This window comes from Enterobacter sp. BIDMC 27 (genome assembly GCF_000534415.1).
GTDB lineage: Bacteria > Pseudomonadota > Gammaproteobacteria > Enterobacterales > Enterobacteriaceae > Enterobacter > Enterobacter hormaechei_C.
The window spans coordinates 3746954-3758418 of the sequence record NZ_KI973178.1; the positions used below are offsets into that span (position 1 = coordinate 3746954).

The 11465-nt window shown below is 55.0% G+C and carries 15 protein-coding genes and 1 pseudogene; 12 read left to right on the plus strand and 4 right to left on the minus strand.

Annotated features, from left to right (window positions below; all coding sequences use genetic code 11):
- Positions 1-9: 9 nt before the first annotated feature.
- The 10 genes and pseudogenes from fliJ (at position 10) to rcsA (ending at position 6767) form a co-directional block, all read left to right on the plus strand.
- A complete protein-coding gene (fliJ, locus tag L463_RS05085) occupies positions 10-453 on the plus strand; it encodes a flagellar export protein FliJ (protein ID WP_006811155.1) in 444 nt (147 codons plus the stop codon).
- Complete coding sequence (gene fliK, locus L463_RS05080; protein WP_023294954.1) at positions 450-1664, plus strand: flagellar hook length control protein FliK; 1215 nt, start codon at positions 450-452, stop codon at positions 1662-1664. The genes fliJ and fliK overlap by 4 nt, the downstream gene beginning before the upstream one ends.
- Before the next feature lie 106 nt (positions 1665-1770).
- Positions 1771-2241: a flagellar basal body-associated protein FliL gene (fliL, locus tag L463_RS05075; RefSeq protein ID WP_032103821.1), complete on the plus strand. Its 471-nt coding sequence runs from the start codon at positions 1771-1773 to the stop codon at positions 2239-2241.
- Positions 2242-2245: 4 nt separating this feature from the next.
- Positions 2246-3250: a flagellar motor switch protein FliM gene (gene fliM / locus L463_RS05070; protein WP_003859594.1), complete on the plus strand. Its 1005-nt coding sequence runs from the start codon at positions 2246-2248 to the stop codon at positions 3248-3250.
- Complete coding sequence (fliN, locus tag L463_RS05065; RefSeq protein ID WP_003859592.1) at positions 3247-3660, plus strand: flagellar motor switch protein FliN; 414 nt, start codon at positions 3247-3249, stop codon at positions 3658-3660. Before fliM ends, fliN begins: the two co-directional genes overlap by 4 nt.
- A gap of 2 nt (positions 3661-3662) precedes the next feature.
- The gene (gene fliO, locus L463_RS05060; RefSeq protein WP_017693142.1) at positions 3663-4037 is read left to right on the plus strand and encodes a flagellar biosynthetic protein FliO; all 375 of its coding nucleotides are present in this window, start codon (positions 3663-3665) and stop codon (positions 4035-4037) included.
- Positions 4037-4774 (plus strand): flagellar type III secretion system pore protein FliP, encoded by a 738-nt coding sequence (gene fliP, locus L463_RS05055; RefSeq protein WP_015572437.1) that lies wholly within the window; start codon positions 4037-4039, stop codon positions 4772-4774. The genes fliO and fliP overlap by 1 nt, the downstream gene beginning before the upstream one ends.
- Positions 4775-4784: 10 nt before the next feature.
- On the plus strand, positions 4785-5054 hold the full coding sequence (gene fliQ, locus L463_RS05050) for a flagellar biosynthesis protein FliQ (protein WP_003859587.1): 270 nt from the start codon (positions 4785-4787) through the stop codon (positions 5052-5054).
- A gap of 6 nt (positions 5055-5060) precedes the next feature.
- Positions 5061-5853: pseudogene (fliR, locus tag L463_RS05045) on the plus strand (flagellar biosynthetic protein FliR); the annotation flags it as partial.
- A gap of 290 nt (positions 5854-6143) precedes the next feature.
- Complete coding sequence (gene rcsA, locus L463_RS05040; protein ID WP_017383340.1) at positions 6144-6767, plus strand: transcriptional regulator RcsA; 624 nt, start codon at positions 6144-6146, stop codon at positions 6765-6767.
- 99 nt (positions 6768-6866) lie between these two features.
- Here rcsA and dsrB read toward each other — a convergent pair whose 3' ends face one another.
- On the minus strand, positions 6867-7055 hold the full coding sequence (gene dsrB, locus L463_RS05035; RefSeq protein WP_003859583.1) for a protein DsrB: 189 nt from the start codon (positions 7053-7055) through the stop codon (positions 6867-6869).
- Positions 7056-7183: 128 nt separating this feature from the next.
- Between dsrB and yodD the strand changes: the two genes are divergently transcribed.
- Positions 7184-7411, plus strand: coding sequence for a YodD family peroxide/acid resistance protein (gene yodD / locus L463_RS05030; RefSeq protein WP_017383339.1), 228 nt, complete (start codon positions 7184-7186; stop codon positions 7409-7411).
- 294 nt (positions 7412-7705) lie between these two features.
- Positions 7706-8506: a mannosyl-3-phosphoglycerate phosphatase-related protein gene (locus L463_RS05025; RefSeq protein WP_032103819.1), complete on the plus strand. Its 801-nt coding sequence runs from the start codon at positions 7706-7708 to the stop codon at positions 8504-8506.
- Here the strand turns inward: L463_RS05025 and dgcQ are convergent.
- From dgcQ to L463_RS05010, 3 genes are all read right to left on the minus strand, one after another.
- Positions 8491-10191, minus strand: a complete 1701-nt coding sequence (dgcQ, locus tag L463_RS05020; protein ID WP_032103818.1) for a cellulose biosynthesis regulator diguanylate cyclase DgcQ — start codon at positions 10189-10191, stop codon at positions 8491-8493. The two genes, L463_RS05025 and dgcQ, sit on opposite strands and share 16 nt — an antisense overlap.
- Positions 10192-10275: 84 nt before the next feature.
- Positions 10276-10458, minus strand: coding sequence for a YodC family protein (locus tag L463_RS05015; RefSeq protein WP_003859574.1), 183 nt, complete (start codon positions 10456-10458; stop codon positions 10276-10278).
- Positions 10459-10535: 77 nt separating this feature from the next.
- Positions 10536-11447 carry a DUF808 domain-containing protein gene (locus L463_RS05010; protein ID WP_017383336.1) on the minus strand — a complete coding sequence of 304 codons (912 nt, stop codon included), beginning with the start codon at positions 11445-11447 and terminating at the stop codon, positions 10536-10538.
- Positions 11448-11465 lie beyond the last annotated feature (18 nt).

Here is an 11465-nt window from a genome sequence, read left to right on the forward strand (position 1 = left end):
GCGAAGGTCATGGCGCAGAACAGCGCGTTATCAACGCTGAAAGATCTGGCTGAAAAAGAAGTTGATGATGCCGCATTGCAGCTTGGCGCAATGCGACGCGGGTGCCAGCAGGCTGAAGAACAGTTGAAGATGTTAATCGACTATCAGCATGAATATCGCACCAACCTTAACACCGACATGACGCAGGGCATTGGTAGCCAGCGCTGGATTAACTATCAGCAGTTTATCCAGACGCTGGAAAAGGCGATTGAGCAGCATCGCCAGCAGCTTAACCAGTGGACGCAAAAAGTCGATACCGCGCTGAATTTCTGGCGCGAGAAAAAACAGCGGTTGCAGGCCTGGCAAACCTTACAGGACCGGCAGATTGCAGCCTCGACCCTGGCGGAAAACCGTCTGGATCAGAAAAAAATGGATGAGTTTGCCCAGCGCGCATCAATGAGGAAACCAGAATGATCACACTGCAACAACTGCTGATGACCGACAGCGACCCGTCCGGCGGCACGCTGACCGGGAAAGGCGCTGAGGGCGCGCAAGATTTTCTTTCTCTGCTGGCGGGCGCGCTGACCGAGACCACCGGCAAAGGCAAAGATGCCCCGCTGACGCTGGCGGATCTGAAAGCGGCGGGCAACAAGCTGTCGACAGCGGCAAAGGAAAAAAACGGTGATACCACGCTCCAGGCCAAAATCGCCGAACTGCTCTCCCGTCAGGAGACCCTGACTGGTGAAGATACCGCCGTCTCCCTGCAAAGCCTCGTCTCCGGCCTGAAACCCGCCGCGAATACGGATGCGCTGAAGACGCTGACCCAGCCGGAGGCGAAAACAAACAGCGAGACCACGACTGAAGAAGAGGAGCTGGCCGGGTTAAGCGCGCTGATGGCGATGTTACCGCACCAGCAGACCACCACCCCGGTAGCGACGCAGCCTGCGAGCACCGGGGAGATCGCCCCCCGAACTGCCCTCCCCTCTGCGCTAGCCCAGACGGACAACGGCCAGCATCAGCCGCTTAGCCATGCGTTAACGGGTCAGGAAAAAATGCCGGTTCAGGACAGCGACACATCGCTGCCCGCCACGGCAGCCGTTACGCCAGCCGTCGCCGCCGTCGCAGAGAAGCAGGACGTAGCGAGCGCGGCGTCGTCTGCCGCCAGCCCAACCGCGACGCTGGCGCCGATCGTCAGTCACCTGGCGCCTTCACAGCCTGCCGCTACCGTTGCGACAGCGCCGGTGTTAAGCCAGCCGCTGGGCACGCACGAATGGCAGCAGAATCTGAGCCAGCACATCACCCTGTTCACAAAGCAGGGACAGCAGACCGCAGAGCTGCGTCTGCACCCGGAGGATCTGGGTCAGGTGCAAATTTCGCTTAAGCTGGATGACAACCAGGCGCAGTTGCAGATGGTTTCGCCCCACAGCCACGTCCGCGCGGCGCTGGAAGCGGCCCTGCCGATCCTGCGCACGCAGCTTGCGGAAAACGGCATTCAGCTTTCCCAAAGCAGCGTCAGCAGCGAGGGCTTTGCCGGGCAACAGCAGTCCTCATCCGGGCAGCAACAGCACACTTCGCGTTCCGGCCAGCATGGCGGGTTTAACGATGAGAGCGAAGAGTTATTGCCTGCCCCTGCCGCCCTGCAATCCGCCGCGCGCGGCAGCCGTGCCGTAGACATCTTTGCCTAAACGCCAGAGGTAACGTGATTATCTCCGTCTTTTCCACGCTTTGACCTAAGCCGGACACGGGATAATCACCGTATTAAGCTGTACCGAAACAGGAAGCTCGTATCAGATGACAGACTCCGCTATCACCAAAAAAAGCAAGCGTTCCATCTGGATCCCGCTGCTGGTGTTGATTACCCTCGCGGCCTGCGCCACCGCAGGCTACAGTTACTGGCGTATGCAGCAGGAGCCCTCCGGCGCAGCCGCCAAAGCTGACGTGCCGCCTCCGCCGGCGCCGGTCTTCTTTCCGCTGGATACGTTCACCGTTAACCTGGGCGATGCGGATCGCGTGCTGTACGTGGGCATTACGCTGCGTCTGAAAGATGAAGCGACCCGTGCACGCCTGAACGACTACCTGCCAGAAGTGCGTAGCCGTCTGCTGCTGCTGTTTTCTCGTCAGGATGCCTCCGCGCTCGCCACCGATGTGGGCAAGCAAAAGCTGGTCGATGCCATTAAACAGACGCTGGCGACCCCGCTGGTAAACGGCCAACCTAAGCAGGAAGTCACTGACGTTCTGTATACAGCCTTCATTCTGCGGTAACGACATGGGCGACAGTATTCTTTCTCAGGCAGAAATCGATGCGCTGCTCAACGGCGACAGCGATAAAAGTGACGAACCGAAGCCGGGTCTGACCGGCGATGATAATATTCGTCCCTACGATCCCAATACCCAGCGTCGCGTGGTGCGCGAGCGTTTACAGGCGCTGGAGATCATCAACGAACGTTTCGCACGTCAGTTCCGTATGGGGTTGTTTAACCTGCTGCGTCGTAGCCCGGATATCACCGTCGGTGCGATCCGCATTCAGCCGTATCATGAGTTTGCCCGCAACCTGCCGGTGCCAACCAACCTTAACCTGATCCATCTGAAACCGCTGCGCGGTACCGGCCTGGTTGTGTTCTCGCCAAGCCTGGTGTTCATCGCGGTGGATAACCTGTTCGGTGGCGATGGCCGTTTCCCGACCAAAGTGGAAGGCCGCGAGTTTACCCATACCGAACAGCGTGTGATTAACCGCATGCTGAAGCTGGCGCTGGAATCCTACAGCGACGCGTGGAAAGCGATTAACCCGCTGGAAGTGGAGTACGTGCGTTCCGAGATGCAGGTGAAGTTTACCAACATCACCACCTCCCCGAATGACATCGTCGTGAACACCCCGTTCCACGTCGAGATCGGCAACCTGACGGGCGAGTTCAACATCTGCCTGCCGTTCAGCATGATTGAACCGCTGCGCGAACTGCTGGTGAACCCGCCGCTGGAGAACTCACGTCACGAAGATCAGAACTGGCGTGAAAACCTGGTGCGTCAGGTGCAGCATTCGCAGCTGGAGCTGGTAGCCAACTTCGCCGACATCTCCATGCGGTTATCGCAGATCCTGAAATTACAACCCGGCGACGTTTTGCCGATAGATAAACCTGACCGCATTATTGCCCATGTGGATGGCGTACCCGTGCTGACAAGCCAGTACGGCACGATTAACGGCCAGTATGCGTTACGCGTTGAGCACTTGATCAACCCGATTTTGAATTCGCTGAATGAGGAACAGCCCAAATGAGTGACATGAACAATCCGTCCGATGAAAACAGCGGAGCACTGGACGATCTGTGGGCTGACGCGTTAAACGAGCAGAAAACGACGCCGACGAAAAGCGCGGCAGACGCGGTCTTTCAGCAGTTAGGCGGCGGCGACGTCAGCGGCACGTTGCAGGACATCGACCTGATTATGGACATTCCGGTCAAGCTGACCGTTGAGCTGGGTCGCACCCGCATGACCATTAAAGAGCTGCTGCGCCTGACGCAGGGTTCCGTGGTGGCGCTTGACGGTTTAGCGGGTGAGCCGCTGGATATTCTGATCAACGGCTACCTGATTGCACAGGGCGAAGTAGTGGTGGTGGCCGATAAATACGGCGTACGTATCACCGACATCATTACCCCTTCCGAACGCATGCGTCGTCTGAGTCGTTAAGTATGAAAACCCAGGCAACACTGTCCGCGCCCTCCGCCGTACCCGGCTCACCGCTGCTCCAGGTGAGCGGCGCGCTGTTCGGTATTATTGCCTTTATCCTTATCGCCGCCTGGCTGGCAAAGCGTTTCGGTCTGGCGGGGAAAACGGCCGGTACCCGCGGGTTGAAGGTCAGCGCCAGCACCCCGCTAGGACCGCGCGAGCGCGTGGTCATTGTGGAGGTGGAAGATGCACGACTGGTGCTGGGCGTGACCGCCTCCAGCATTAACGTCCTTCACACGCTCCCCCCTGCGCCTGTCACGGTGGAGGCTAACGCCCAGGCCACTGCGGATTTCCAGTCCGTAATGAAGAGTTTGCTCAAGCGTCCCGGGAGATCCTGATGCGCCGTTTGTTATTCCTTACGCTGACAGGCCTGGGTCTGTTCGCGCCCTCTGTGTATGCGCAACTGCCGGGGCTGGTTTCCACGCCGCTGGCGAACGGTGGACAAAGCTGGTCCCTGTCCGTGCAGACGCTGGTATTCATCACCTCGCTGACCTTTATCCCGGCGATCCTGCTAATGATGACCAGCTTCACCCGCATTATCATTGTGTTTGGCCTGCTGCGCAACGCGCTCGGCACGCCGTCCGCGCCGCCCAATCAGGTGCTGCTGGGTTTAGCCCTGTTCCTGACCTTTTTCATTATGTCGCCGGTGATCGACAAGATTTACACCGAGGCCTACCAGCCGTTCAGCGAAGATAAAATTTCCATGCAGGTTGCCCTGGAAAAGGGCGCGCAGCCATTACGTGAATTTATGCTTCGCCAGACGCGCGAAGCGGATCTGGCCCTGTTTGCCCGTCTCGCTAACACCGGTGAGTTACAGGGGCCGGAAGCGGTGCCGATGCGCATTCTGCTCCCGGCGTATGTGACCAGTGAGCTGAAAACGGCGTTCCAGATTGGCTTCACCATTTTCATTCCGTTCCTGATTATTGACCTGGTGATCGCCAGTGTCCTGATGGCGCTCGGGATGATGATGGTCCCGCCCGCAACCATTGCCCTGCCCTTTAAGATCATGCTGTTCGTGCTGGTCGACGGCTGGCAGCTGCTGGTCAGCTCGCTGGCGCAGAGTTTCTACAGTTGAGGAGCGCGCAATGACGCCTGAGTCGGTCATGATGATGGGCACGGAGGCGATGAAAGTCGCGATTGCCGTCGCCGCGCCCCTGCTGCTGGTTGCGCTGGTCACCGGTCTGATTATCAGTATTCTCCAGGCCGCCACGCAGATTAACGAAATGACCCTGTCGTTCATCCCGAAGATCATTGCCGTCTTCGTGGCGATTATCGTTGCCGGGCCATGGATGCTCAATTTGCTGCTGGACTATATGCGCAACCTGTTCACCAATCTGCCTTACATCATCGGCTGACGGACGATGCTGCATTTCACCAGCGATCAGTTTGTTCAGTGGCTCGGGATCTATTTCTGGCCGATGCTGCGCATCATGGCGCTGATCTCCACCGCCCCCATACTCAGTGAAAAGTCGGTGCCTAAACGCGTCAAAATTGGGCTGGGCATCGTTATCACGATTATCGTTGCCCCTACCCTGCCAGCGGTGGATATCCCGATCTTTTCCCCGAATGCGATCTGGATTGCCCTGCAACAGGTGATGATTGGCGTGGCGGTCGGGTTTACGATGCAGCTCGCCTTCGCCGCGGTACGAACGGCGGGTGAACTTATCGGTTTGCAGATGGGTCTGTCTTTCGCGACGTTCGTTGACCCGGGCAGCCATCTGAATATGCCCGTGCTGGCGCGTATTATCGACCTGCTGGCGATGCTGTTGTTTCTCTCGTTCAACGGCCACCTGTGGCTCATCTCGATGCTGGTGGACACCTTCCACACGCTGCCGATTGGCGACAACCCGGTAAACAGCAACGCGTTTCTGGCGCTGGTGCGGGCTGCCGGGCTGATCTTCCTCAACGGGCTGATGCTGGCGCTGCCGATCATTACCCTGCTGCTCACCGTTAACTTCGCATTAGGTTTACTCAACCGAATGGCTCCGCAGCTGTCGGTATTCGTCATCGGCTTTCCGGTGACTTTGACGGTTGGCCTTTTATTAATGTCATTATTGATGCCACTTATCGCCCCCTTCTGCGAGCATTTATTCAGTGAGATATTCAATCTGTTAGCGGATATTGTCAGCGAACTTCCACGCAAATAATAACCCGCAGTGTTTGCAATGTCTTTCTGAGGATATTCCTAAAAATAATCTCGAAAAACATCTACCAGGATATATCTGACGCGGTTTAAATGTTTCTAACCACCTCACAATACTTAATATTTACTTTACTTTAAGATGATTCCTGGCAAATTATACGTAACTTTACGGGATAGTGAGTTCGCCTGAAAGTCTTTGTCATGCTCACAGGTTTTATTAGATTTTTTCCATCCCGTATGGCTGTTTATGAGCTCTCAGGCAGGTGGTGAATTATCGTTACGCATTGAGTGAGGGTATGCCATGTCAACGATCATTATGGATTTATGCAGCTACACCCGGCTAGGGTTAACCGGGTACTTAGCAAGCAGAGGGGTAAGAAAGAGAGACATCAACGATGCACACACCGTTGAAGAACTCGCAGCCGCTTGTGACGCCCACAAGCCCGGCGTGGTGTTTATTAATGAGGACTGTTTCATTCACGACCCCGCTAACAGTCAGCACATTAAGCAGATCATTAATCAGCATCCTAAGACCCTGTTTATTGTTTTTATGGCGATCGCCAATATTCATTTCGATGAGTATTTGTTGGTGCGTAAAAACTTATTAATCAGTTCGAAATCGATTAAACCAGAGTCGCTTGATGATATCCTGGGCGATTATTTGAATAAAGAAGTTAAGAATGTAGGGGCGGTTAACTTACCCACCCTATCATTAAGCAGAACTGAATCAAGTATGCTAAGAATGTGGATGGCTGGACAAGGGACAATTCAGATCTCAGACCAGATGAATATCAAGGCAAAAACAGTATCGTCACACAAAGGAAATATTAAAAGGAAAATTAAAACGCATAATAAGCAAGTCATATACCATGTCGTACGCCTGACAGATAATGTGACGAATGGGATTTTCGTTAATATGCGCTAATTTGCACGGCCATGTTGTACCCTACCTTGATCTCTGGCCTGGCCAGAGATTTTGCTTTTCAGTAGCCGGAGCCGGGGAGAAGATGCCCCCGACGCCGCCCTATTCCGCCGTTTCCACAAAGATCCCATCCGGGTGCCCCAGTTCGTTGAAGAACCAGATGCCGAGCGGGTAATCTTCCAGCGACACCAGATACATTGTGCCTTCATTAAACTCTTCTATAGCCAGCACCACGCCCGGGCGGCGCGGCCCACCGTCCGTTTTGACGGTTACCCGATCGTTGACCTTCATACATTCCTCCTGTGGTTTTGAGCCAGTGTAGAACAAATTGCATTGCCTGGCATCGCCACCTGGCGCGAATGGCGTTTTTGTGTGCGGTCTATACTTAACTGTTGAGACGATTAAATGAGGAACCCGCCATGAAGACCGACAAAGAGTACAGCGACACCATTAAGCGTGAGGTTGAAGTGGATGTCGATGCCCTGCTTGCCGCCATCAATGAAATCAGTGAGTCCGAAGTTCATCGCGCGGAGGATAATTCCGACCGTGTCGTGGTCAATGGTAGGGATTACCATACCTACCGTGAACTGGCTGAAGCATTCGAGCTGGATATCCATGACTTTAGCGTCTCGGAGACGAACCGCTAAGGCGAAAAAAATCCCGGTCATGGGGATGACCGGGATCAAACTTGCTTATGCAAGAAGCACTTGTAAATTCGTTACACCAGGAAATCTGATGCAGGTAAGACATTATCCCCAACGGAATAGTCTTACAAGCATATATTCTCTTAGCGAATATTATATTTTATACATGTGAATTTTGGTTATGAGTATAAACATGCGCCGCGTGTGGGTTTGTCGGGATCGTTTCCACTTCAACGGCGCGTCAATGCCTGTTTTTTTAAGATTTATCTTAGGTGAAATCATCACCCGGGAGACGTTATGCCTTCGTTTGAGGAGACTCTGCTTGTTTTTACCGACCTCGACGGCACGCTGTTGGATTTTCACACACTCGACTGGCAGCCTGCGGCCCCCTGGCTGGAAAAGTTAATGGATGAACAGGTACCGGTCATTCTGTGCAGCAGCAAAACCGCGTCCGAGATGGATGACATCCAGCAGGAGCTGGGGCTTGGCGGGTTGCCCTATATTGCGGAAAACGGCGCGGTGATCCAGCCTGACGTACGGTGGGAAAACGCCGCACGGTTCATCTCAGAAAAGAAGCATGACGAGATCCGGCAGTGTATTGCCCGGGTACGTCAGGAAATGCATCTTAAATTCACCACCTTCGATGACGTGGATGAGCGCGTGGTCGCCGGATGGACTGGGCTGAGTCGTCCCCGCTCAGTGCTTGCGCGTAAACACGAGGCTTCCGTGACGCTGATCTGGCGTGACAGTGATGAACAAATGGAACGCTTTGCCGCCGAACTCGCCCGGCAGGGGCTGAAGATCGTCCTGGGAGCACGCTTCTGGCATATCCTGGACACCTGCTGCGGCAAAGACGCGGCGGTTCACTGGCTTGTGGACCAGTATCGCCTGCACGAGGGTTCCGAACCGACGACGCTGGGCCTGGGCGACGGCCCGAATGATGCCCCGCTGCTGGACAGCGTAGGCTTTGCCGTCGTGGTGAAAGGCTTCAACCGGGAGGGCGTCAGCCTTAAGAACAACGATCCCGCCCGGGTTTATCACACTCAGCACACCGGGCCGACTGGCTGGTGCGAGGGGCTTGATTACTTTTTGACGTGATCCTGCCAGATGACCCGGTTACGCCCGCGCTGTTTCGCCTCATACAGACGCGCATCGGCGGTGGATTGCAGATTTTCGAAGTGATAATTGCCCTTCTCCTGCGCGCCAGAGACGCCAAACGACGCACTTACGCGCAGGGTGGTACTTTTCTTAATCAGGATCTCTTTGCTGTCGATACGCTCGCGGATCTGCTCTGCGACTTCCGCCGCCTCTTCAAGCGTCATGCCCGGCAGCACCACACAGAACTCTTCGCCCCCGACGCGTCCGGCAATATCTTTAGTCCGGAGGGTGCTGGCAATCAGACCCGCGGCATGGGACAACACCTTATCACCCGCCTGATGCCCGAACCGATCATTGATGCTCTTGAAGCAATCAAGATCGATCTGAATGACCGAGAAAGGCAGCGACTGCTGTTCACACTGCTTCGCCAGCATTTTCGCCTGCTCGAACAGCGACCCACGATTATTCAGCCGGGTCAGAGGGTCGTGCCAGGCCTGCCATTGCAGCGAGTTCTGCATCGAATACATATTACTGACCATGCGCCGGATCACCAGCCATGAGATGAGCAGCATCGCCGTGAACAGCGCCCAAAGCAATGCCAGCACAATGCTGATGCTGCCGAAATCACCGCGCACCCCTTCATCCAGGGTATGCACGCGCAGGACGATGCCATCAAAATGGTCGAGACGCTCCCAGCTGACAAAACGACTCCCCAGGCGAATGCCGCCTTCGGAATCCGATTCTATCGCGTGCGCTATCTGCGCTAATTCGCGCGCGTCAAAATGATTAACGTCCGCAGCAGGTGATTCAGACGTTGCAAGCTGAGTAAGCCGACTGTCATACAGTTGGTATTCCCCTTCCGGGTTATCGCCCACGGCTTCCACCAGCAGGCGACGCAGGGTGGCAAAGGTGAAATCCATCGCCACCACGCCATACCAGACGTGATTGTAATAAACCGGCACGCTGGCGGTGATCAGCGGCTTTTTGCCGACAAAGGTGGAAGGCGGCGAGATAAACCAGCGCACGGCACGCGCACGGTTTTCACGCTCGGACTGTTGGGTAAACCAGGGCTGAGTGACCAGATGGTAATAGCGCTGCACGATATCGCTGGAATTTCCCGGCGTATCCGTTTCCAGAAAGAATCCGGCGCGAGAGACATAAATCACGCGCTCTTCGTTGCGGGAAGGGCTGGATGCCAGACGCAGCAAATACCCCACTTCAAGCGCGGCGGACAGTTCATTATCAAGGTACTCATCATCACGGTTCAGAAGGGTCGTCTTTTCAACGAAGGCATCCGAAACACCGTTGATCGGTAACGTGCGCTGTTTATCAACCGCAATTTGCCAGCTGGGGGACGTGCGCAAATGCGCAAAACGCTTTACCGCATCATGCAGCACGCCAAACGCCAGCGGCGTTTCCAGCGCATCACGCATGCTGTGGCGAAAAAACAATAACTTATCGACGCTGAACTGAAGCTGTCTGTCCAGCGCACTGGCAACCGTTTCCAGATGGTTACGCTGGCTGGAGATATAAGCATCTTCCAGTACCACAACTTCGCGCCAGGTCAGGAGGGTGGAAAAGATCAGGACAACGATAAAACAGAAGTTAACAATCAAACGGGGATTGCTACGCTTATGCAGCCACTGCAAAAAAGATTGTTTTACAACAAAGGTATCGTGCTGCACACACACTCCCTGATTGTCGCTCACCATCCGATATGATAAGTCTTCTGCCAGTAAAAACGCCCGGCAAGGCCGGGCGTTGTGTGATTAAGCCTTGTCGCGTTTTTGCCTTTTATTAGCAGGCTGAAGCTCGTCTTCGCGAAAAGCCTCCCGCTTAATGCCGTATCCATCATGCCACCGACACTCCACCATTCCGCTGGAATACCCGGTGACGATCATACCTGGACCACCATTTTTGGGCTTAACTTCATCACTGATCAAAAAGACCATACCTGCCTCCTGTATCAGGGTGAAACGTTTTCAATTTAGACGAGGAATGGTCTTTTTGCATCCGGGGTCAGCAATAATTAATGCGATTTCCCGCGTACTTTTTCAACCAGCTTAACAACGGCTACCACAATCAGACCGACGATAAAGCCCAGTACGAGGTTAAGCAGTGTGGGCAGAATTGCAGCAACTACCGCTCCCTGGCCTGACGCAAAATGTTCAATCATGTGATGCAGCGAAGCAACACCGTGCACGATAATTCCGCCGCCGACCAGGAACATCGCCAGGGTTCCCACCACCGACAAGGTTTTCATCAGCCACGGCGCCAGCACCAGCAGGCTTTTCCCAATGCCGCGCGCAATTGCGCTGGATTTTTTTTCCAGCCAGAAGCCGATATCGTCCAGCTTGACGATCAGCCCGACCAGGCCATAAACCCCTATCGTCACGAGGATCGCAATGCCGGACAGGATCAGCACCTGGTTCATCAGAGGGGCATCTGAGACGATCCCCAGCGTAATCGCCACAATCTCGGCTGAGAGGATGAAGTCCGTGCGGATCGCGCCTTTGACCTTATCGCGTTCAAACGTTTTTGGATCCTGTGCGGCCAGCGCTTCCAGACGCTGCTGGCGCATTTCCGGGGTGTCTTTCTCTTTGCGTGCAGCGAACATATGCAACACTTTTTCGGCACCCTCGAAGCACAGGAACGCCCCGCCAATCATCAGCAGGGGCGTAATGGCCCAGGGTATAAAGGCGCTAATCAGCAGCGCCAGCGGAACGAGGATCACCTTGTTAATAAAGGACCCTTTCGCAACGCCCCACACCACCGGCAACTCACGGTTCGCCCGCACGCCGCTGACCTGCTGCGCGTTAAGCGACAAATCATCTCCCAGTACCCCGGCGGTCTTTTTCGCCGCCAGTTTTCCCATAACCGAAATGTCATCCAGCAAGGTGGCGATGTCGTCCAGTAATGTTAATAAGCTACTTCCTGCCAAAATCTCTTTCCTTCTTTT

Bases quoted from the DNA above. Each gene is read 5' to 3' on its own strand.
- fliJ (WP_006811155.1), top strand. From the start codon at position 10: ATGGCGCAGAACAGCGCGTTATCAACGCTGAAAGATCTGGCTGAAAAA.
- fliK (WP_023294954.1), top strand. From the start codon at position 450: ATGATCACACTGCAACAACTGCTGATGACCGACAGCGACCCGTCCGGC.
- fliL (WP_032103821.1), top strand. From the start codon at position 1,771: ATGACAGACTCCGCTATCACCAAAAAAAGCAAGCGTTCCATCTGGATC.
- fliM (WP_003859594.1), top strand. From the start codon at position 2,246: ATGGGCGACAGTATTCTTTCTCAGGCAGAAATCGATGCGCTGCTCAAC.
- fliN (WP_003859592.1), top strand. From the start codon at position 3,247: ATGAGTGACATGAACAATCCGTCCGATGAAAACAGCGGAGCACTGGAC.
- fliO (WP_017693142.1), top strand. From the start codon at position 3,663: ATGAAAACCCAGGCAACACTGTCCGCGCCCTCCGCCGTACCCGGCTCA.
- fliP (WP_015572437.1), top strand. From the start codon at position 4,037: ATGCGCCGTTTGTTATTCCTTACGCTGACAGGCCTGGGTCTGTTCGCG.
- fliQ (WP_003859587.1), top strand. From the start codon at position 4,785: ATGACGCCTGAGTCGGTCATGATGATGGGCACGGAGGCGATGAAAGTC.
- rcsA (WP_017383340.1), top strand. From the start codon at position 6,144: ATGTCAACGATCATTATGGATTTATGCAGCTACACCCGGCTAGGGTTA.
- dsrB (WP_003859583.1), bottom strand. From the start codon at position 7,055: ATGAAGGTCAACGATCGGGTAACCGTCAAAACGGACGGTGGGCCGCGC.
- yodD (WP_017383339.1), top strand. From the start codon at position 7,184: ATGAAGACCGACAAAGAGTACAGCGACACCATTAAGCGTGAGGTTGAA.
- L463_RS05025 (WP_032103819.1), top strand. From the start codon at position 7,706: ATGCCTTCGTTTGAGGAGACTCTGCTTGTTTTTACCGACCTCGACGGC.
- L463_RS05015 (WP_003859574.1), bottom strand. From the start codon at position 10,458: ATGGTCTTTTTGATCAGTGATGAAGTTAAGCCCAAAAATGGTGGTCCA.